Below are 21,400 nucleotides of genomic sequence, written 5' to 3' on the forward strand. Positions count from 1 at the left end.
AGCTGGTTTCCCAGCTCCATGGATGCGATCGGCGAAAATTATTCGGTGACCGGAAGGGGATTGATGTACTCGACTGCGTTGGCAGGCTTTGTACCGGTCTTGATGTACTCGACCAAGACATCGAGAGCTCTACTTGCCTGACGGCCGGGGAACTGGTCGATTGTTGCATCGAGCTTGCCTTCTTCCATGTAGGAGAAAGCATCGGTTGTTGCATCGAATCCAATGGTGACCTTGGAGGCAGGATCGATTCCTGCAGCCTGCATAGCTTCTACAGCACCAATGATCATCTCATCGTTTGCTCCGAAAACTGCGTCGAAGTTAGCATAGACCTGCATAAGGTTTTCCATAACGGTCTGGGCTTTCGCGCGGTTAAAGTCAGCTTCCTGGCTTACGAGAACCTTGACATTCGACTTGTTGATTACTTCGTCAAAACCGGCCTTACGATCGAGTGCTGCGGAAGCTCCCGGGGTTCCTTCCAACTGGATGACCGTACCCTTGTTGCCCAACTCCTCAATGATGAAACGGGCCGCTGCGCGTCCACCTTCTACGTTGTCGGCACCGACATGGACAATGACCTTGTCAGTATTGGCTTTCCTATCGACTGTAGCGACAGGGATACCAGCGGCAACTGCTGCCTCGATAGCGGGAACGAGAGAATCGGTTGTCAGCGGGGAGATCAAAATTCCATCGACCTTCTGGGCAATGAAGTTTTCAACCGCTGCCATCTGAACCGATGACTGGTTCTGTGCATCGTGGGTGATCAGCTCAATACCGAGTTCCTCAGCATAAGCCACAGCCTCATCGAACATGGTTACGAAGAACGGGAACTGCAAGCCGGGAACTGTCATACCGATGGTGATTTTGCCATCGTCGGCAGCCTCGGTTTGACCTGCTGCAAAGAGCGAGGATCCGAGAAGAACCAGAACCATTAAAAGCACAATAATTTTTTTCATACTACACCTCTCCTTTTATTGATGTACTGAAAGCCTACCACAATTTTTCGTGTTGTCAAGCATGAAATCGTTTGCGCAAACGATTTCGTCTCCATTTTTCTTGACAGATCCCGATTTCCGCCCTAACGTTGAGAAGGAAGGAGATAGCCATGAACCGCCCCCCATCGATTACAAAGGTAGAATTTTGCGCCAAGATTGAACACTTGGGAAAAGTGGTAGAAAAGTATCGCGGTACTGCGATGTACCTCTGCTCGGAGGGTGCCATGCGTTGGCTTACCGGCAAACGACATCAAGTCGTAGATATCAACGCGAATGCCTCAACGACCGTCCAGGCTGTCGTGCATACAAAGAGTACTCCGGTATCGATCGAATTCTTCAGTGACCCATGGGAATCAGCCCGTGTAGAGGATATTATTGAAGCAGGACCATGGAATGATTGTGGAATCCAAGCCTCATACGGTGGTTCATCATGTGACTTCTCAGATCAGAGTCTCATCTCTCCGAAGTGGGAAAATTATACTGAGATCGAACGGGCAGTCGTATCTCCCCTTGCACAAGGGCTTGAAGGCAACCAGATGGATAAGCTTTCATGGTTGGTTTGCGAATCACGTCAGGCACTTCTATCGATCGCTAAGTCTATTCGTGCCGGTATGACTGGATGGGAATTGCGAACTCTTGTCTACCAGGCCTACCACGAACGACATATCGAATTGAACCTTGTCATGCTCGGACTCTCGTCAATGAAAAAGCATCTTCACCCAGTCATTGAAGACGATTCGGTCGTACAAGAAGGAGCAATAATTAAGATTGCCATAGGCGCCCGGTATTTCGATATATTCCACTCAGCTACACAACTCGTGAAAATTGGAAGTGCCCCAACGGATAGGGAGCAGCAGGTTCATAGTGCTCTTCAGAAGGCTACGCTAGCCTATGCAGACCAATTCCGTAGTGGAGCAATCGAAAAAGATCTTCATAGATCCTTAGGACCACTATTCGCAGAGACGGCAAACAAACACGGACTACCGGGGTTCGAACAGTCTGCCTACCTACATCACGCTGGAGGCCCCCTGAGTCCATTAGGTAACCGCGATTTCGTCATTGGACCAGACGGCAATCGGCCAATTCTTCCCCTTACACAGTTTTCGGTCAATCCTGTCGATATACTCGAATTTCTGAAATTCGAACTGCAAGGCATTGTGCAGGTCGAAGGATCACCACTCATCTTGGATGAGTTCACCTGGTGTGCGAATGACCCCAAACAAAAACAATATTATGATGAAGTGATATGGAATAATGGGAAACTCAGACTTCCGACGATCATCACAAATGGAGACCAGTAGCATGAAAAAATACTTTCTTGGGGTAGATAACGGCGGAACCGTAAGCAAGGCTGCGTTATTCGATGAGACGGGCAAGCAGATCGCGCAAGCCTCCGCTGGCGTGCGGATGATCACATTGCAAGCAGGATTTACTGAACGAGATATGGAAGAGTTATGGCAGGTGACCGCCTCGGTGATTGCGAAAACCATAGCAAAAAGCGGAATCAAGCCAGAGCAGATTGGCGCCGTAGCCTGTACCGGACATGGTAAAGGACTCTACCTATGGGGAAAGGATGACAAACCGTGTGGCAATGGTATCATATCCACCGACACTCGTGCCTGGGAGTATCCACAGAAGTGGGCTCAGGATGGAACTGCAGACAAAGTCTTCAAGAAGACGTATCAGAGCATCCTAGCATGCCAGCCCGTCTCTCTGCTTAATTGGATTATGGATCATGAAGACGGACGACTGGACAAGGTAAAATGGATTTTCGAGGTGAAAGATTACATCCGCTTCCGTCTCACTGGAACCGCGAGTGCCGAAATCACCGATTATTCGGGAAGCAATCTGCTCAATTGTGCCACAAAGAGCTTTGATGACGATCTTTTGGCCGATTTCGGAATCCGACACCTCTCGGATGCATTACCCCCGCTTGTGGGATCTGCAGAGTTGTGTGGAACAGTCACAAAGGCCGCTTCTGAGTTAACTGGCATCCCAAAAGGGACTCCCGTTGCGGGAGGCATGTTCGATATCGATGCCTGTGCAATCGCCATGGATATTACCGATGAGAGGAATATCGCTGTTATTGCCGGGACATGGAGTATTAATGAGTATATCAGCACAAAGCCGGTACTTGGTCGGAGTGTAATGATGAACTCTCTCTACTGTATGGATGATTACTATCTTATTGAAGAAAGCTCACCAACATCTGCTAGCAACCATGCCTGGTTCGTCGACACATTCCTTGCCGAAGAGCGACAAGCTGCAGCCAAAGCAGGTAAACACCCTTATGCCTATTGCGACGAACTGGCAGCAGGTGTAGGACCGACAGATCAGAACATCATATTCCTCCCCTACCTATACGGATCCAACTATGATGCTCAGGCGAAGGCCTCGCTTATTGGCATAGATAGCCATCACACAAGAGCACATATGATCCGGGCGGTACTTGAAGGGATCGCATTCGGACACAAGGTCCACCTGAATAGATTGTTGGCAAACCGGGAGAAGACCGAAGCCATTCGTCTTGCAGGAGGAGTCGTGGCTTCCGACCTTTGGACACAGATCTTCTGTGATGTGTTCGGCCTTCCGGTACAGACCATCGATACAGGCGAATTAGGAGCGCTCGGTTGTGCCATGGCTGGTGCAGTAGCCGGAGGAACCTACAAGGATCTGCGTGAGGCTGCCCAGCATATGGTCCACGTAGGAAAGACATATGAACCGGATAGCCGTCACCAGAATACATATTGTGATAAGTTCGCCCTGTATGAATCAGTTGCAAAATCACTCGAAGGCCAATGGAGGCTCTTCTGACAAGAATATAATCGGCGCTGCCGATGGAGGAACATATGGAAAACACCAAGCATGTGATCATCGCAGATCCTTTCCCACAAACGATGGAGAGGATTTTTACCAAGGAGACATGGGAACGGCTGTCAAGGATTGCACGTGTAGAATCACCGGAAGAGGAACACATGGATCCCGATCGATTCGATGCATTGCTTCCGCAAGCGGTTGCCGTCATCGGCCAAAGTCCCATGCCCAAAGAACGTCTGGACAAGGCTCCCAACCTACGAGTCATATTCAACGTCGAAGGAAATTTCTACCAGAACATCGACTATGCTGAGTGTTTCCGTCGGAATATCCGGGTACTCAACTGCGGTGCCGTGTATGCAAGACCGGTTGCTGAAATGGCCCTCGGCATGGCGATCGATCTGGCACGTGGCATCACATGGGAGCATATGCGCTTCCGACAAGGAAACGAGCGATATGTCCTAGAGGGGAACCGTAAGGCTCAATTACTTACTGGAGCATCGGTAGGTCTGATTGGTTTCGGGCTACTCGGGAGAAGTCTCAGACCATTGCTCGAACCGTTCGGATGTTCTGTCAAAGTATACGATCCATGGCTGCCTGAAAGTGTCATAAAAGAACATAGATGCATACCGGCATCGCTCGATGATGTGTTGTCTACGAATGACTTCATATTCATACTTGCCGGAGTAACCAACGAGAACCAGGGTTTCCTTGGCAAACGTGAGTTTGACATGATCCGTCCGAATGCCAACGTCATGTTGATGAGCCGGGCAGCAATTGTCGATTTCGATGAGTTTACCGATCAGGTTGCCAAGGGAAAATTCAAGGCAGCTACCGACGTATTCCCCACCGAACCCTGTGATAAAAATCATCGCATCCGTACTGTAGATGATGTGATCCTATCTGCTCATCGTGCCGGCGGTATACCCCAGGCGTTCCATCTGATTGGGGAAATGTTAGTCGATGATCTAGAATTGATCATGAAGAACCTGGCACCCGTTCGTATGCAAGCAGCGCAACCGGAGATCGTACAACGTTTGGCCAGCAAACCGGTGAAATGATTGGCTGGCCTTACGAGGCAAAGGTGTATGAGACTATTCATAGCCATCAATTTCAATACACTGACTATTGACCGTTTGGCGGGGCAGCAGAAAGCGATCAAGGAAAAGGCTAGGCGCGGCAACTTCAGCCATAGGGACAATCTCCATCTCACGTTGGCATTTATAGGGGAGCGTCCCATTGAGGATGTCGCTGTCTTCAAAGAAATCATCGATGCGCTTGAGATCCCTGCCTTCCAGCTTGAACTCGATCATGTAGGATTCTTCTCCCGCAATGGCAGTGATATCTGGTGGGTGGGGGTAGCCAAGAATCCCGTATTGGAAGCATTGCAACACACTGTTGCGGTAAAACTGCGGTCGGCAGGATTTCCAGTCGAAAGTCGCCGTTTTACTGCCCACATAACCCTCGCCCGAGAAACGCGACTAAAGCGAAGTGAAGACCGCAATCTACTTGCAGGTCCAATCAAGGCAATACAGACAATGGCCAAGCGGGTAAGTCTGATGGAGTCTACAAGGATTGATGGACGGCTTACCTATATCGAGATATATGGGAAGGATTTGCCGAAAAAGTGATCAGCATCGACTATCTGTTCAATGGGAGGTTGCCCATAGGGATACCGATTCGGCGCAGCATCTGAATACGGCAAACCCGTCGGCATCGGTAGTCACTTCACCATCGCAGTTAACCAGCATATCGATAAACACCGAATTGGGTTTCCCGGTTGCCATCCGTTTCTCACCCGCTTCTCCATTGGACATAATCACTGCCATCGTATCGGGATGTCCACTATCGCCACAAAAGGACCACCCTATGGTATTACTGTGGTCGAAATAGTCGTATTGTTCACCGAACGTATGGGTTTTCCGGTAGTTGAGCATTGTGTCGATGTCCTTCTTGAATGATGGCATTTCAATGGTATACTCGTTGCCATCGTTACCCCTATCTCTATACGTAGCTCCCTCATAGTCTGCTATGAAGACGCAGGGGTAGCCCTCTCTCCGTAGAAGGATCAGTGCATAGGCGAGAGGTTTGAACCAACTTTCTACCACCGATTCGAGAGCTTGAAGAGCTTGTGAGTCGTGGTTTGCTACGAAGGTGACCGCATGGTTCGGATCGCGCTCTACATAGGTTCCCTCGAAGATGGTCGAGAGGTCGAAATCGCAATGCTCTATTCCTGCCTGATGGAACTTGAAGTGAAGAGGAACATCGAAAAGGGACATCTTCCCCTCCGTATGCCCGGTATACGCAGAGAGGGCATCCACGTCGGGGTCCCAGTATTCAGCAACGAAGAACATCGTATGTTCTGCATGACTATCGATATCCGTTAACCATGGGGGAAAGAACCAGGAGGGGATATGCTTGACAGCATCGATGCGAAATCCATCTACTCCAGTGGTATCCAGATACCACCTACCCCATCTTGCCAGTTCATCAGTAACATCCTGTGATCCAAAATCGAGATCGGCCCCCATAAGATAATCGTAGTTGCCGAACTCACCGGAGACATAGTCGTCGAATTGTTTTCCTTCGAAAACGAAGATAGTATCGTTGTCCTCTGGATTACGGGCATTGTGGTCCACTGCATCGAAATGGTGCCAACTCCAGGTAAAATCGGAGTAACGGCCTGCTCTTTTATCGAACGTGAATCGGGTATAAGCCTCTATCTCTTCAAGAGCTCCTTTTGGAGTATTGCGGTCATTTCGGGGATACGCAGTAGCCTTCACCACCTCTTTAGCATCGGCTCCCATGCGATGGTTCAGCACGATATCGGCATAGATTTGCAGCCCTACCGTATGGGCAACCTCAATTGCCTGCACATACTCATCTTTAGTCCCGTACTTAGTACGGATCGATCCCTTCTGGTCAAATTCACCCAAATCATAGAGATCGTAGACCCCATAGCCGGTATCGTATCCCCCCGCTGCGCCTTTATAGGCAGGGGGAAGCCATACTGCGGTAAAGCCGGATTCAGCCAATCGTTTCGCTTCTTTGGCAAGACGAGTCCAGAGGCTACCATCGGCTTCTGTATACCAATGGAAATATTGCAGCAAGACACCCCGCTTCTCGTCCATAGTCACACTCCCTTTTGTATATCAAGCAACAACTGCATCGCCTCATCCGCTCGCTCGTCCGGAACGAATACATGGTCGTGGTAAAAAGCAGCCACAATGTTAGCGCTGATTCCATGCCTTGCTAGCGTACTGGAGAGCATTGCAGTCAAGCCAACAGCCTCCAGACTCGAATGGACCATACAGGTGATCCGACGCCATACTCCTTGGTAGCTCCAACCCTTGCGATCGGCCTCTTCTTTGGCAAGAATACACGTCACACCTTCGTATTCACGGACAGTCGCCCACACATGAATAGACTGCACCATCGCAGCAATATCATCGGATTCTCCAAGCAGAGAGAATACATAGGATTGGGCATCTAGGACCGGCTCCAAGGATGCAAGTATCGTGTGAAGATCTTCTTTCGCAGAAGATGTGCGTTCTTTGCTTTCCATGGAGCAAGATCATATCACCAGAATTCGATATTGCCAATTGTAAGACTCTCCTGTATCGTGTAACGAAACAACCATGAGGAGATCCACCGTGAGTACGCATCCGCAAGAGCACGCACATTCGGAACGAGCGACCTATTTCAAAGGTCTTACCATCGCAACCATAGGCGTGATCGTACTCAGTTTCGATGCCCTTCTGATCCGTCTATCGGGTGTAGGAGGCTTCCAAGCCTCCTTCTGGCGTGCGCTGTTCACCGGAATTTCGCTCACCATCGTCTTTTTCGGCAAGAACCGCAAGTCAGCCAAAGCCATGCTAGCTAGTGGTGGGCGAACCATGTGGACATCAGGAATCCTATGGGGTCTCAGTGGACTCGGCTTTACCTTGGGGGTGCAAACGGCAGGGGCTGCTAATACACTGGTTCTGCTCGGCTTAGCTCCACTATTCGCTGCTGCGTTCTCACTGGTCGCCTATAGACAAAAACCCTCGTTCGTGACGCTTCTTGCAACCTTGGGAGCGTTCGGAGGAATTTTCTACATGTACCGCAATGGTTTCGGAGGAGCTTCGCCAACTGGTATGCTGTTCGCTATCTCCACACCTACTTTGCTGGGAATAAATTTAGCATTCCTTCGTCGTCACCAAGCTATGAGCCGTGTAGCGGTGAGTATGATTGGCGGCTATGTCGGAGCGCTGATCTCACTGGTTGTAACCGGAGGCCAGGTAGCCATTCCTACCGAATCGTTGCTGCCACTGCTTATCCTTGGACTTTTTGCAATTCCCTTCAGCCAGACGATGATAAGCACGGGAACGCGCTATATTCCTGCAGCAGAATCGGCACTGATAAACTCCTTGGAAACGGTACTGGGTATCACCTATGTATGGATAATTCTTGGTGAGGCACCGACTATCGATTTTATTGTTGGTGCCGCTATCGTCATGATTTCCATTACTGCCAACTCGTTGTACCAAGCCAGAAAACGAAACAATCGGGTGGTTGCCTAATTCTTTCCAACAAAAAAGATGCACAAGTAGAAATCAATTTTGTATCCTACATGTTTTACTAAAAGAGGTAAGGTTAATGAACGTTAACCTCATGATATACATTATTAATTTCTTCTCTTGATTAATTTTAATAAGTTAAGCATATATTTTCTGGACTATTTTATCATACGCTTTAATTATAAATCTTAGGGGACTTTTTAGTATTTGGTAACAACTTTACGTGTACAAAATACTATAATTGTTGTAAGATTGTACTATGACTGATATTGATGAAGGATATTTCTTTTGGAAGCGTGTGGATTTGGTTCGACCCAAATACACAACCCTCAAGCAAGTTGTTGAAGATGCACAATTGAACTATCACTTGGTGAAGGTGCAGCGTAGCTGCAATAGGATTCCTAAGGCTCTCGATGCTGCCAAGCTAGCCCTTCGACTTAATGTATCGCTTGAGTGGCTATTGACTGGCAAGATCCTCGAGGTTGAGTACAAGCACGATATCTACGATATGCATAAGCGTCAGCAGATGAACAGGATATTCCAGGAACTGCTTACCAGTGATACCAGCAAGTGGCAACACGTGGAGAGTGTGCTGGGTATCAGGGTACCGCGGGAAGCTTGACGGTAATCAAACGCTAACAGAGATGAGGCGGTCAAGGGAATACAAATCCCCTGCCCGCCTCTTGCATATTCTAGGTAGTCAAACGGTCAGTCGAGTACTACTTCAACAGATTCTCTTCCCCTATGCATTCCGGTGAAGTTATCTGCATTGTCAGCACCGTAAGCGAGCAATACCGTATAGGTCTCTCCTTGGGTAAAGACCTTGTCATACTGGTCTCCCGAGTCGAGAGGAACGGCAAATACCACACGGGTTGTGCCATCCGATTCGGAACCTTCAATTGCGCGGACATTCTGCTGGCCTCCAATGGTATCGTCAGCTTCATGCTTGGTATTACCGGTTCCATATTCATCAGTTGCGTACAACTGTCCTCCATCCACATAGGCGAGGATATAGTCGGCATCCTTCATCATCCTACTAGGATTGAATCCTATACCTACCCATCCAGTGGTGGGAGCACTGACGGTGAATTCGATCTCATCCTCCAGAAAACGCCAGGAAAAACCCCAATTCTCGGCTACCTGAACCGAACGATCTCCCGACTGTGTTACTACAGTCTCCTCCTTGTCACCTCCGGCGAATGCCACAGATGGTACAAGTAGCAGTACCAGTAATATAAAAAACCATGTATGGGAAAGCTTACGCATGAAATCCTCCTTCGGCAGGGTCCTTCTTGCCGACCTCTACCATGACTAGTATCCTTACCGTTATATTAATGAATATATAATGGAGCGACTAGTGAATATGCGATAAAACACTTGAGTTATCGTAATTGGCCAGTATAATGCAAACAAAAGGCACATGAGGGAGGTTCCGATGGGATTCTTACAGGATTTGGCGTACACCATGATAGGTGGTTTTCCCGTAATTGGTTATCTGGGAATCCTCAGTTATCTCCTCATGGTGGCAACTGCCATGGTGATGATCCTTACCCGAAGAAAGATTGTCAGGATAAAACCGAAAGTCCATTTCCGACTAGCGTACACGACCCTCATTGTTGCTACCCTGCATGGACTGTTGGCTATTGCAGTCTATGTGTAGGTATTGTCTTCTGTGATAGTCAACTCTTTCGATCGAAACGAAAACCGATCTTGGCATCCAAGAATCGCTTGAGTTCTCTGCGTCGTTTCATGGGTTCCAAGGTCTCGAAAAAGAGCATATGGAACGATTCCCACGTGAAGACCCAGGCACCGATGAGCACACCTTCCACCATGATCTTCGATAGCAAATGCCCCTCTTCAAATTTGCTTACCACAAAGTAGAGGGCAATAAATCCAATGGCGATCAAAAAGAGGACAAGGGCGAATTTGAAGTGACGATTGAGGTTCCTTCCCACCATATGGAGCTGGGATTCGTAGTAGTTCCGGTAGCTAGCCATCAATACATTCTCTTTCTCGATATCCTCCTCCTTGCGATTCTTGATCCAAAAGCTCAGTTCCAATTTTTTACGTAGCGGGATCTCCTCTGAACAGAGGTCCAAAAATTCGGCAAGTTCCGGGTGCAGATCACGCTTGCGGAAGACCGAATTGTCCCACTCGTGGAAGTAATCCAGATACCGATCCAAGGCTATATCGATCACCACACGGTGGTTCTCCGGATTCACGCGATACATGCGAAGCATGTTTTGATGGGTTTTTCCAAACATATGTAATAATATGGGGTTGGGTATGCCCACGTCAATATTCTTATCGTAAGGTAGTACCTACAAAAAGAATACCGACCAAGGAGGATCATGTGGACAAGCAAACCGGTAAGAGTCCATTACTCGGACTATATAGCGATTTTCTGTCTCGCACCCACGCAGGCGAAATCTCTGGTGATCTCTCATTCTTGAACGTACGTTTCAGTGCAAGTGATGCGGACTCTTGGAAGATTGAAGCTCGTTCACTATTTGATAAATTAGTGTGCTCTCCCCAGTATCCCCAGCCAGCACCGAAGATACTCTGGGAAAAACAGTATGATGGACTCGATATCTCTCTGTTACAGTGGCAACTTCCATTTGGTCGTGCTACCGAGGCGCTCTATCTTCGTCCCTCAGGAGTTCAGGAAAACCTACCTGGGATCCTAGCCCTCCACGATCACGGAAACAACAAATTCCATGGTAAGAGTAAGATTGTTCAAACCGATGCTCAAACTCACGAGAGTATCCTCTCCTACCAGGAGGACTATTATGGTGGTCGCCCATGGGCAAACGAATTGGCAAAACGTGGGTATGCTGTTTTGGTCCATGACATCTTCCCCTTCGAAAGTCGGCGTATCCTATTTTCGGATGTCCCCGGACGGGTGGTCGACCAGATGCTCAGCCACCCCGAGGAAATCCACGAACCCGAACCGGGTGATACCGATGCATCGCGTTCGAGCAGGATTCTGGAAGCCATGGGAGACACCTTCGATACGATACAGTACATCGATCGCTACAACGCCTTCGCACGAGAATTGGAATCTACTATCGCAAAGGTAATCTTTACCGCTGGGTATACATGGCCGGGTCTAACCTTGGCAGAAGACCGTGCGGCACTATCTGTCCTTGGGAGTCTCCCGGGAGTCGATCCAATGCGTCTTGGATGTTGCGGTTTGAGCCTTGGTGGATTACGCAGTGATTATCTTGCAGGTAGTACCGAAGCTATTCAATGTAGTGCCACGATAGGTTTCATGACAACTTGGCGGGATCTGATTCAGAAGACGGCAGTAGATCACACTTGGATGCTCTATATCCCCTACCTTTCCCAGCATATGGAATTTGCCGATATCCTGGCGATGCATGCGCCGAAACCGGCACTGGTGATCAATGCTACCGACGATCCTCTCTTCTCATTCGATGAAGTGAAAAGGGGTCAGCGAATATTGGAAAAGACTTACGCAAAAATGGGATACCCTGACAATTTTACCATGACACACTACCCGGGAGGACATCGTTTTGATGTTCCAATGCAGGAGCAGGTGTTCACCTATTTCGACAATTTCTTGTAGTACAATGGCAGTTGGTCTCGGGAAGAGACCGTTACAGTGACGGTCCGTTAGAATTATTGTTCATTATAGGTGGGGAGAAGACTCTCCCCTCGCCTCTATCGCCTTTTCGGAGCCTTGTTCCCGGCGTCCCTACGGTATGCCGGTCGGCTCCGGGCGATGCGTTGCTCCCCTCTCGACTGCATACAGGCAACAATGCTACTTGAAAGGGTGGCGGTCCTTCCTTACCGGTAAGGCATCCCTTACCATTGATACTTCGGCAAGATCGATCTCGTACATCTCATAGACTCCATTAGAGATAATGGGAATGAGCGGCTCCCCGAAGGGTGAGAAGACAGCTGAACTCTTTTCATAATAGAGACCACCGGGGGCACTTCCCGTTCGATTCACACCAATCATAAAGACCTGGTTCTCGATCGCCCTTGCCTGCAGGAGTACCTTCCAGTGCATCGTCCGGGCAGAGGGCCAATTGGCTATGGTAATGATCAGATCGCTCAGATCACCCAGCCGTTGGTAGAGCTCACCAAAACGAAGATCGTAGCAGATAGCCAACCCTACTTTTGCACCCATATACGTACAACTTTCCATGCTATCACCAGCAGTATAGTACATATCCTCACGGGAATGGCTGAATGGATGTATCTTCGCATAATCACACAGGATGGAACCATCGGGAGCAATGAAGACAGAGCGGTTCTTTCCTCGCCCATCATCGTTGATCTGGACATACCCGGCAACGATAGCTATGTTTGCATCTCGAGCCATCTGGCGATACCATGCCAACGACTCCGACTCTCCTACCGGCTCTCCGATCTTTTCCACATCCATGGAAAAACCGGTGAGAGTCATCTCAGGGAACACCACGAGATCCGCACGGTCGTCTTTCGCACGTTCGATGAATTGCGTACATTGGAGACGGTTGGCGACCTTGTCTTCCCATTTCTGGTCCATCGAGACCAAAGCGATACGCATTGCAGACCTCCTTTTCTCCAGATTATGCTCCTGTAGCTCCTACAAGGCACTGTTTTGTTATAACATATATCAAATCGCCATGAAAACCTCAAAACCGATAAAAAGGGGAAGGTTACGACAAACCCTCCCCCCAATATTACACAACGTTCGAGACTAAAGCAAAGACTTGGCAGCCTCGTAGACAGCATCTGCGGTGATTCCGAACAGATCGTACAACTGATCTGCAGGTGCGGATTCACCAAACGAGCGCATGCCAATAATCTTACCCTGCAAGCCAACATACTTGTACCAGTAATCGGCCATTGCAGCCTCTACAGCGACACGCTTGGTCACACCAGAAGGGAGGACCGATTCGCGATAATCATCCGATTGCTTTTCAAACATCTCACATGAGGGCATTGATACGACCCGTACGGCAGTGCCATCGGCAGCCAAACGCTTACCAGCCTGTACTGCAAGATCGACTTCGCTACCGGTACCGATCAAAAGAACCTCAGGCTTACTAGCACTCTCCCAAAGGACATAGGCACCCTTTTCGATCGCCTTTAGCTGATCAGCTGTGCGATCCTGGGGAACAAGGTTTTGTCGGCTGAGCAGAAGAGCGACAGGGCCGTCAGAGCGCTTAACCGCACGCTTCCATGCAACTGCAGTCTCGACAGCATCGGCAGGTCTCCAAGCTTCCATATTCGGAGTCAGACGCAACATGGCAGGCTGTTCCACCGGCTGGTGGGTAGGACCGTCTTCTCCCAGACCGATCGAGTCGTGGGTATAGACGAAAACCACATGCAAACCCATGAGAGAGGCCATACGGACCGCATTCCGAGCATATTCCATGAAGATAAGGAACGTACCACCGTAAGGGAGGAAGCCTCCATGGAGAGCCATACCATTCATGATCGCCGACATACCGAACTCACGTACACCATAATGGAGATAGTTACCGCTGGCATCATCGCCGGAAATAGCTTTGGAACCCTTCCACATGGTCAGATTCGAAGGAGCAAGGTCGGCAGAACCGCCAAGTAATTCGGGAAGATCCGGTCCCAGTTGGTCGAGAACCATCTGGCTTGCCTTTCTCGAAGCTACCTTCACACCTTCTTTCTGCCACTGAGCGATGAAGGCATCGAACTTCGACTCCCAATCGGCGGGAACCTTACCGGTAAGACGTCTTTCGAACTCTGCAGCCTCTGCAGGATAAGCATTCTTGTAGGAGGCAAAAAGCTCATTCCACTGCTTCTCGTAAGTAGCACCATCAGTAGAGCAATCCCATGCCTGATAGATATCCTCGGGAACAAAGAAAGGCTCTTCATATTTCCAACCCAAGGACTCACGGGTAAGAACTACTTCATCACCTCCAAGAGGAGCACCGTGACAAGATTCCTTGCCCTCCTTGTTAGGAGAACCAAAACCTATCTTAGTCTTACAACAGAGCAATGATGGTTTATCAGTAACCTTCTTTGCTGCATCCAAGGCTTTCTGTACTGCATCGGCATCATGACCATCGACATCACGTACAACGTGCCAACCATAGGCTTCGAAACGCTTCGCTGTATCGTCGGTGAACCAGTTTTCCACCTCACCATCGATCGAGATACCATTATCATCATAGAAGGCGATCAACTTGCCGAGTTTCCAGGTACCGGCAAGAGAGGCCGCTTCGTGGGAGATACCCTCCATCATACAACCATCACCAAGGAAGGTGTACGTATAGTGGTCCACAATGGGAAAATTGGGCTTGTTGAACTGTGAAGCGAGAATCTTCTCAGCGGTAGCCATACCTACAGCATTGGTGAACCCCTGCCCAAGAGGACCTGTAGTGGTCTCTACACCCACGGTTAATTTGTATTCAGGGTGTCCGGCAGTCTTTGAATGAAGCTGTCTGAATCGCTTGAGCTCCTCCAAAGGAAGGTCGTAACCACTAAGATGCAACAGTGAATAGATAAGCATCGATCCATGTCCATTCGAGAGAACAAACCGATCCCTATTCGCCCACTGTGGATTCTTGGGGTTGTGACGCATATTCTTGCGCCAGACGACGTGCGCGATATCGGCCATTCCCATTGGAGCCCCGGGGTGACCCGAGTTCGCTTTCTGCACACCATCCATACTCAGGATTCGCAGAGCATTCGCCATAGTCCTATTTTCCATGTATAGTCTCCCATTCAATAATTGGTATGAATCAAAGTGTATCTCCAAGGCCTCCAAAGGTCAACAACTCGCTAGAACGGCAAACCGAGTTATCTGCACCTTCCTCATCTAAACTTTTCTTAGTTCTCCTTGTTCATGTACGCTCAGCTATCTCGATTGCATAAAGCTCCCTATTGTGGCAATCTTCAACTCCAAGGAGTATGAAAGATCCTGTAAAGGGACCCGTCGCCATGAGAACCAGTCGATCAGCTAGAATCTTCACCATCCTCGTTCTCCTACTAACCATCAGCGTATCGGTCTTCGGTGCATACAGCACTACGTTCGGACTGCTCTTGCAGGAACGCTATATGATGGCAACTTTTACCACCAAGTTGTCACCACAAGGTACACCGCAAAGCTCCAGTGACCGGTTGGACTGGGGCTTTTCTCTGTTCAATGGAGACTTCCCCCTCATTCTTCATGCCTCAAGGGAGGAGGCCTCACTGTATACGGGGAGTCCCTACTTCTTTCCCCTCTTCGTCTCTTTGGGAAGCACCAACCAGGTGGGTTATATGGATGCCTACCGCATAAGCACCCCATTGGCAATACTTTCGCTCGGTTACCGCTACAATCTCTTTTCGTCCAAGGATTTTTCCCAAGAGGGATTGTTCGCGACCTGGGGCTGGCGTCATGGAGTACTCTCTGGTGGATTTGCATGGCAGCCCTACGAACACACGCTACAAGGGTACGCAGGCGCATCCTTCGAACAATGGGCTCTCTCCGTATACGCATCTTCAGAGAATATGGGGGCTACCATGACGTTTCGCACCGAAAATTCGTGGAGTGTAGGCACCTCACTGGAATGGGACTTCGATGGTTCACTATCGATCTCCGTAGGTGCAGGGATCTCCAGAAAAGATTACCCGGCACATTCTCTTTACGATGAACAGTGGGATATGCTCATAGCCCATAGGGGATCACTACTGAATGCTCCTGAGAACTCGATCCCAGCATTCGACTGGGCCCTCTCTCAACCACAGTATGTGGGTATAGAGACCGATATAAGGCAAACAGCCGATGGAAACTTTGTCCTTGTACACGACTCATCTCTCGCCCGATACGAACACGGATTTGCGAAGGTATCGGAATTGACGGGAACACAGATCAAATCTTTGGATATGGGCACATGGTTCGATCCACGCTTCTCCGGTGAGAAAGTACTGGATCTGGCTGAGTTGGCCAAGATCTCCAATGCCAACCCCTCCACATACTGGCTTTTAGAGATCAAAGATACCGATTGGACCGAAGACGACGCCTACCGATTTCTGTCGATCATAGATGCTACCTTCACCTATCCCCAACGCGTGGTGTTCTATGTAGTGAGCCATGACATGCTCCCCCTTATGAAGCGTATTACGGGAAGACCGGTCGGTCTCCAATTGGATACCGTCAAGAGTATGCTCTATCTCAGTGACCATTTGCTCCCATTGGTTGATGAGGAGATTGATGATCATCTGAAGGAGGCAGACTTTTTCACTATCCTTTCCTCTAAATACGACCGTCAGCAGGAGATCGAAGAACTTGCCGAACAATTCGATATTCCTGTGATGTTTTGGAACTTTCATGACACGATATTCGGCTACATTCCCAAGACAAGAAAACAATTCCCGCTCGGTATGCCCACTATAGAGCACGGACCTACAATCAGGGAAGATTACATCCCGGTGGAAGCTGACTGACGGACCTGCCATCGACCATCGGAAAATCCTTCTATCGAACCGCACAACTCCATATCCATAAGCAATCTTAAAGCATGCCCCTCTTCTATGTGCAATGAATCGGCCACATCGCTCGTAGTCATAGGCACATGCCGCAACAACTCGTACAGGAAAGAACCCAAGGCGGCATCGTCACTCCCGATTGGAGCGCTGCCTATTGTCAGCGAAGTCTCGGCAACCGCCGAATTCTGATCTATCCTTTCCAAATCCTCTGCCTTATAGACGCCCCTTCCTACCTCGAATGCATATCGAATGGATCTGCTTGCCTTGATTGAATCCGGACGACCAAGAACTACCGTTTCATCGCACCAATTGCCCAACAGGCGATCACGCTCGAGATTGCGCTGCGTAGAGGGAACCACCTTCAAGGCATGGGCACTTACCAGGGCACCCTTTTCTACAATACGCTCGAGTACGCGGTAACTATCCAGTGGATAACACCGGTCCAGTCCACCACTACAGAAGGTCATAAGGGTGTCGGCATGTTCGATAACCTTCTCGATCATGCGTGAACCACAGCCGAAAGTCAGACCTGTTGCGATCACATACCCCCGCTCTCTATAATATGAGCATACCCGTGGAATCTGAGAGATTGCCTGCTCCTGCTCTAGGGGATCGGCAACTAGGTTCACCACAGGACGGATGGGATTTGCCAAAGTTCCCCGGTAGAATAACAACAATGGAGCAAGAGAATATCCTCTTACCATAGAACGATATCGATAGTCTGACCAAGTCAGTATCCCGATATCCTGAGCAAGACATTCCTGGACCATCCACTCGGAGCGGACCAGTTGTTTCTGGCGAAGTGCATCAAAACCCCTGCCATACCCCTCCGATAATGTGGCAGCAGCGATACCCATCTGCTCTGGCGATAATTGGAAAATCTTCTCTGGACTCCCATACGCTTGCAAGAGCTCCCGTTTTTTGTGTGAAGATAGATGTTTCAGACCTTGCAACCAGAGCCAGTACTTCAAATTACTCTCCGAATCACAAGATGACAGCTCGGCCTTGGGATAGCCAACCGTTAGATACAACGACATGATGTATGCACCTCCTTGCCTCTATTACCGCAACCAAGTGAGAACCACTTCACTTATGGTCAAAACCAGGGTGTGGCTGGACAAAGCCTTCCCAATTGGCCATAGTGTCATAAACGGTTTCCCAACAACTATCAGGGAGGTTACGTCATGCTGGGTATCAAACGGAAAACTAGTGCCGTACCAAGTCTGGAGGGAATTCCCTTCACCGAGGTCGCCGGTAATCCACCGAAAAAACCATTGACCGTATTCGCGTTGAGCACCTGCGGTTTCTGTAGAAGAGCCTTGGCTTTTCTCGATGACAACGGATTTGCCTACAGCTATGTTCATATGGACAAGCTCCCCAAGGAACAGCAGGACACCATCCGTAATTTCGTGAAGGCAAAATATCGCGTATCGATCTCATTTCCATTCCTCTGTCTTGGGGATGACGATTTCCTCACCGGTTTCATCAAGCCCTCATGGGTGAAGGAGTTGGTCGATGAGTAGTATGAATGCGTCCCAATTTGTGGAGAATGTCGCTTCCCGTCGGAGATGGGTTTTGAACAAGGATCAGGATTTCCTCTCCATGTTGGTCGAAGGACTAGAGGCTAATTACGATCGACTCGGCTATCTGCAATGTCCCTGTCGACTTTCGTGGGATGATCGGGAAAAGGATAAGGACATTGTCTGTCCTTGCGTCTATGCACAAGCCGATATCGATGAGTATGGACACTGTTTCTGTTCGCTTTTTTTCGATGGCGAATACGACTTCTCAAAGAACGAACCTACGAGCATACCCGAACGAAGGCCGGAAAACCTCTTCCCCTAAAATCTATCGGGATCAGGAAAATAGCCACTTTTACTTGCACCTAGAAAACGGGAGTCTTTGCAGGGCTCCTATTTCCGTGTGCTCACCCCCCCTTGGAATAGGCCAAAAATACATGCCTACGTGGGACAGCGAAACACAGCGAAACACAGGAATCCCATTGGGAGGGGTCTAGAATGCAGGTTAACGTGGTGAGGTGGAGTTTTTCCCAGGGTAATTGGTGAACACGCCGTCGACTCCAATGGCCTCCATCATCCGGTAATCATCGACAGTATTCACCGTCCATACATTCACCGCTATACCATGGGCATGGCACTCGGCGACCGACTCTTTCGTGACCGAAGGTCTTCCGGGATGGAAATAATCGAACCCAAACTTCTCACAGTAGTAACCGGCATACTTGAGACCCTGCTGTTCAACCAGGGCACCACATGGAATGTGGGGAGCCATACGCTTGATCTCAAGGATCGACAAATGGTTGAACGACGAGAAGAACACCCGCCCTTCAAGTCCGTAGCGGATGACCATATCGAGCGCCTTTCGCTCCAGATCGGGATAATAGATAACCGAACTCTTCAATTCCACATTGGTAACTACACCAGCTGTGGATGCAGCCCAGGCACAATATTCTTCGAAGGAGGGAATACGGGTAATAGCCGTATAAGCTGGCAAAGGGCTGGAAGCATTCAGCTTTCCCAGCTCTGCCATCGAATAGGCACTCACCAAACCGGAGCCATCGGTCGTGCGATCGACCGTTTCATCGTGGATTACCACCAACTGCCCATCGCGGGTAAGTTGGACATCCAACTCGATGCCATCACAACCAGCCTCGGCAGCCTTTTCGAAGGCGACCATCGTATTCTCAGGGTACCGTCCACTGAAACCCCGATGTGCGTAAACTTTCATAGTGTCCATATCCGGTCCCCCTACCAAGGCCTATGCCCCGTATAATATGTTGGGCAGAATCAGTGAGATGATAGGGACGTAGGTCACCAAGAGCAACGACACGACGAGTGCTACGATGAACGGGATCACCTCCTTCACGAAATTCTGCAATTTGCAATTTGTAATGGAACAGCAGGTGAACATCATCGAACCGAAAGGCGGCGTCAACCCACCAATCATGATATTCACGATTACTATCAAACCGAAATGGACCACATCGACACCCAAACTGGTGACTACGGGGACCAAGAGGGGAGCGAGAATGATCATAGCAGCCCCGCCCTCCAAGAACATGCCGATCACCAAGAGGAGAACATTGATAATCATGAGCATGAGGATCTTGTTCTGGGTGATACCCAACAGTCCATTGGTGATAGCCTGTGGAATCCGCTCCCAGTTCATATAATAACCGAAGACCGATGCCGCTACGATAATCAATACGACAGAGCTCGTACCGTATATGGTCTCCTTGAGTACCGGTATGATATGCTCTTTCCGTAGCTCTTTGTAGATGAACTTACCTACCACAATGCAGTAGAAGACCGCCACAGCCCCTGCCTCGGATGGGGTGAATATGCCAACCCGCAATCCAAGGATGATGCCGAAGGGAAACAATAGTGCCCATATGGAATCGAAGGTCTGACGGGCTATCTCTTTTGCACCTGCCTTATGGGTCCTGGTTGGCTCGTACCCACGTCTCTTGCTGATGATCGCAACGGTCACCATGAGGGAAACCGTCATGAGCAGACCGGGAATATAACCGGCTGCGAACATCCGACCGACCGAGGCATTGGCTATGAGGGCGTAGATGATCAGGTTGATTCCTGGTGGAATAACGGGTGTCACAGCCGAAGAGGCAGCGGTGATTGCGGTGGAGAAGGCTTTGTCGTAGCCGCGCTTCTCCATCTCTGGAACCAACATCTTGCTCTGCATGGCTGCATCGGCATTGGCAGAACCCGAAACACCTCCCATGAGCATACTGAGCAGGACATTGACCTGGGCAAGCCCACCTGCCATATGGCCGGTGATCACATCGGCGAATTGCATGAGCTTCTTGCTGATACCAGCATAATTCATGATGGAACCTGCCATCACAAAGAATGGGATTGCCAACAAAGGGAACGATTGGGTACTGGTGACGAATTTCTGTAAGATCAAATCGACCGGACTACTCGTATCGATGACCGCGAAATAGAAGAGGGACGAACCGAACAGAGCGAATGCGATCGGGATGCTCGAGAAATAGAGGACAAAGACCATGATGATCGGTAGATATGCTAGCATCACAACACCTCCTGGGAACGTTCAGGATGGCGGATATCCCGCACCAGGAAGAGGATCGAATAGATGCTCATGAGGGAAAAGCTGACAAGGATGGAAGAGCTTATGGTTGCTGAGGAAATGCCTAATACCGGCGTAGGTTTGGTATACGACAATCTCAGATAGATTACTGCTATGTAGGTGATATAGCCGTTTATGACCAAGAGGATGATATCGACGATAACCGTGACCAGCTCCTTGATCTTGTCATTCGCAAGACTTACCAACATGTCTACCCCGACATGGGCTTTGCGTTTGTATCCTGCGGCAGCTCCAAGGAATACACTCCATACGAAACAGCCGGTTGCGACCTCTTCGGACCAATAGATTCCGGTCTTGAAGAAATAACGCAACACAACATTGAGCATGACCAGCGTTGTGGTGGTCACAATGAATAGACTCGCGAAGATTTCTTCGAAATTGATCATGAATTTCTTAAGGGTCCTACCCATCGACACCTAC

22 protein-coding genes are annotated in these 21,400 nt (G+C 49.3%); 11 read left to right on the plus strand and 11 right to left on the minus strand.

The annotated features are described in order from the left end of the window. Positions 1-38: 38 nt before the first annotated feature. Positions 39-953, minus strand: a complete 915-nt coding sequence (locus tag ACODJP_RS04650) for a substrate-binding domain-containing protein (RefSeq protein ID WP_422478989.1) — start codon at positions 951-953, stop codon at positions 39-41. A 149-nt stretch (positions 954-1,102) separates the two neighbouring features. On the opposite strand from ACODJP_RS04650, the gene ACODJP_RS04655 reads away from it, so the two are divergent. From ACODJP_RS04655 to thpR, 4 genes are read left to right on the plus strand one after another with little or no spacing between them, the layout of a single operon-like run. Next, entirely contained in the window at positions 1,103-2,293 is a 1,191-nt protein-coding gene (locus tag ACODJP_RS04655) for a M24 family metallopeptidase (protein ID WP_422478991.1), read from the plus strand. A 1-nt stretch (position 2,294) separates the two neighbouring features. Beyond that, complete coding sequence (locus ACODJP_RS04660) at positions 2,295-3,806, plus strand: FGGY-family carbohydrate kinase (RefSeq protein WP_422478993.1); 1,512 nt, start codon at positions 2,295-2,297, stop codon at positions 3,804-3,806. 35 nt (positions 3,807-3,841) lie between these two features. Beyond that, positions 3,842-4,867 carry a hydroxyacid dehydrogenase gene (locus tag ACODJP_RS04665; RefSeq protein WP_422478995.1) on the plus strand — a complete coding sequence of 342 codons (1,026 nt, stop codon included), beginning with the start codon at positions 3,842-3,844 and terminating at the stop codon, positions 4,865-4,867. A 27-nt stretch (positions 4,868-4,894) separates the two neighbouring features. Then, positions 4,895-5,437 carry an RNA 2',3'-cyclic phosphodiesterase gene (thpR, locus tag ACODJP_RS04670; protein WP_422478997.1) on the plus strand — a complete coding sequence of 181 codons (543 nt, stop codon included), beginning with the start codon at positions 4,895-4,897 and terminating at the stop codon, positions 5,435-5,437. An 18-nt stretch (positions 5,438-5,455) separates the two neighbouring features. Here the strand turns inward: thpR and ACODJP_RS04675 are convergent, their stop codons facing one another. Both ACODJP_RS04675 and ACODJP_RS04680 read right to left on the minus strand, forming a co-directional pair. Next, entirely contained in the window at positions 5,456-6,937 is a 1,482-nt protein-coding gene (locus ACODJP_RS04675) for an alpha-amylase (RefSeq protein ID WP_422478999.1), read from the minus strand. A gap of 2 nt (positions 6,938-6,939) precedes the next feature. Beyond that, entirely contained in the window at positions 6,940-7,371 is a 432-nt protein-coding gene (locus tag ACODJP_RS04680; RefSeq protein ID WP_422479001.1) for an ACT domain-containing protein, read from the minus strand. A gap of 88 nt (positions 7,372-7,459) precedes the next feature. Here ACODJP_RS04680 and ACODJP_RS04685 point away from each other — a divergent pair, with 88 nt between their 5' ends. Beyond that, on the plus strand, positions 7,460-8,368 hold the full coding sequence (locus tag ACODJP_RS04685) for a DMT family transporter (RefSeq protein ID WP_422479003.1): 909 nt from the start codon (positions 7,460-7,462) through the stop codon (positions 8,366-8,368). A 256-nt stretch (positions 8,369-8,624) separates the two neighbouring features. Further along, positions 8,625-8,987: a hypothetical protein gene (locus ACODJP_RS04690; RefSeq protein ID WP_422479005.1), complete on the plus strand. Its 363-nt coding sequence runs from the start codon at positions 8,625-8,627 to the stop codon at positions 8,985-8,987. Between the two features lie 86 nt (positions 8,988-9,073). On the opposite strand, the gene ACODJP_RS04695 is transcribed toward ACODJP_RS04690, so the two are convergent. Continuing rightward, positions 9,074-9,631 carry a DOMON domain-containing protein gene (locus tag ACODJP_RS04695; protein ID WP_422479007.1) on the minus strand — a complete coding sequence of 186 codons (558 nt, stop codon included), beginning with the start codon at positions 9,629-9,631 and terminating at the stop codon, positions 9,074-9,076. 169 nt (positions 9,632-9,800) lie between these two features. On the opposite strand from ACODJP_RS04695, the gene ACODJP_RS04700 reads away from it, so the two are divergent. Further along, the gene (locus ACODJP_RS04700) at positions 9,801-10,025 is read left to right on the plus strand and encodes a hypothetical protein (RefSeq protein WP_422479009.1); all 225 of its coding nucleotides are present in this window, start codon (positions 9,801-9,803) and stop codon (positions 10,023-10,025) included. Positions 10,026-10,044: 19 nt separating this feature from the next. Here the strand turns inward: ACODJP_RS04700 and ACODJP_RS04705 are convergent, their stop codons facing one another. Further along, positions 10,045-10,629, minus strand: coding sequence for a hypothetical protein (locus tag ACODJP_RS04705; RefSeq protein WP_422479011.1), 585 nt, complete (start codon positions 10,627-10,629; stop codon positions 10,045-10,047). Between the two features lie 89 nt (positions 10,630-10,718). On the opposite strand from ACODJP_RS04705, the gene ACODJP_RS04710 reads away from it, so the two are divergent. Further along, a complete protein-coding gene (locus ACODJP_RS04710; protein WP_422479013.1) occupies positions 10,719-11,954 on the plus strand; it encodes a dienelactone hydrolase family protein in 1,236 nt (411 codons plus the stop codon). Between the two features lie 195 nt (positions 11,955-12,149). On the opposite strand, the gene ACODJP_RS04715 is transcribed toward ACODJP_RS04710, so the two are convergent. Continuing rightward, positions 12,150-12,923 (minus strand): nitrilase-related carbon-nitrogen hydrolase, encoded by a 774-nt coding sequence (locus tag ACODJP_RS04715; RefSeq protein ID WP_422479015.1) that lies wholly within the window; start codon positions 12,921-12,923, stop codon positions 12,150-12,152. 153 nt (positions 12,924-13,076) lie between these two features. After that, positions 13,077-15,071: a transketolase gene (tkt, locus tag ACODJP_RS04720; protein ID WP_422479017.1), complete on the minus strand. Its 1,995-nt coding sequence runs from the start codon at positions 15,069-15,071 to the stop codon at positions 13,077-13,079. A gap of 200 nt (positions 15,072-15,271) precedes the next feature. Here tkt and ACODJP_RS04725 point away from each other — a divergent pair, with 200 nt between their 5' ends. Then, entirely contained in the window at positions 15,272-16,789 is a 1,518-nt protein-coding gene (locus ACODJP_RS04725) for a glycerophosphodiester phosphodiesterase family protein (RefSeq protein WP_422479019.1), read from the plus strand. Here ACODJP_RS04725 and ACODJP_RS04730 read toward each other — a convergent pair. Continuing rightward, complete coding sequence (locus ACODJP_RS04730) at positions 16,765-17,868, minus strand: DNA-processing protein DprA (protein ID WP_422479021.1); 1,104 nt, start codon at positions 17,866-17,868, stop codon at positions 16,765-16,767. The genes ACODJP_RS04725 and ACODJP_RS04730 overlap by 25 nt on opposite strands. Positions 17,869-18,015: 147 nt before the next feature. Between ACODJP_RS04730 and ACODJP_RS04735 the strand changes: the two genes are divergently transcribed. Both ACODJP_RS04735 and ACODJP_RS04740 read left to right on the plus strand, forming a co-directional pair. Then, a complete protein-coding gene (locus tag ACODJP_RS04735) occupies positions 18,016-18,354 on the plus strand; it encodes a glutaredoxin family protein (protein ID WP_422479023.1) in 339 nt (112 codons plus the stop codon). Next, the gene (locus ACODJP_RS04740) at positions 18,347-18,676 is read left to right on the plus strand and encodes a ferredoxin-thioredoxin reductase catalytic domain-containing protein (protein ID WP_422479025.1); all 330 of its coding nucleotides are present in this window, start codon (positions 18,347-18,349) and stop codon (positions 18,674-18,676) included. Before ACODJP_RS04735 ends, ACODJP_RS04740 begins: the two co-directional genes overlap by 8 nt. Before the next feature lie 180 nt (positions 18,677-18,856). Here ACODJP_RS04740 and ACODJP_RS04745 read toward each other — a convergent pair whose 3' ends face one another. Genes ACODJP_RS04745 through ACODJP_RS04755 form a run of 3 tightly spaced genes read right to left on the minus strand, consistent with a single transcriptional unit; the run spans position 18,857 to position 21,390 of the window. Further along, positions 18,857-19,588, minus strand: coding sequence for a glycerophosphodiester phosphodiesterase (locus ACODJP_RS04745; RefSeq protein WP_422479027.1), 732 nt, complete (start codon positions 19,586-19,588; stop codon positions 18,857-18,859). Positions 19,589-19,609: 21 nt separating this feature from the next. After that, positions 19,610-20,902 (minus strand): TRAP transporter large permease, encoded by a 1,293-nt coding sequence (locus ACODJP_RS04750; protein ID WP_422479029.1) that lies wholly within the window; start codon positions 20,900-20,902, stop codon positions 19,610-19,612. Next, positions 20,902-21,390 carry a TRAP transporter small permease gene (locus tag ACODJP_RS04755; RefSeq protein WP_422479031.1) on the minus strand — a complete coding sequence of 163 codons (489 nt, stop codon included), beginning with the start codon at positions 21,388-21,390 and terminating at the stop codon, positions 20,902-20,904. The genes ACODJP_RS04750 and ACODJP_RS04755 overlap by 1 nt, the downstream gene beginning before the upstream one ends. Positions 21,391-21,400 lie beyond the last annotated feature (10 nt).

Origin of the sequence: Pleomorphochaeta sp. DL1XJH-081 (genome assembly GCF_049310885.1) — a bacterium.
Lineage (GTDB): Bacteria > Spirochaetota > Spirochaetia > Sphaerochaetales > Sphaerochaetaceae > CAYZJV01.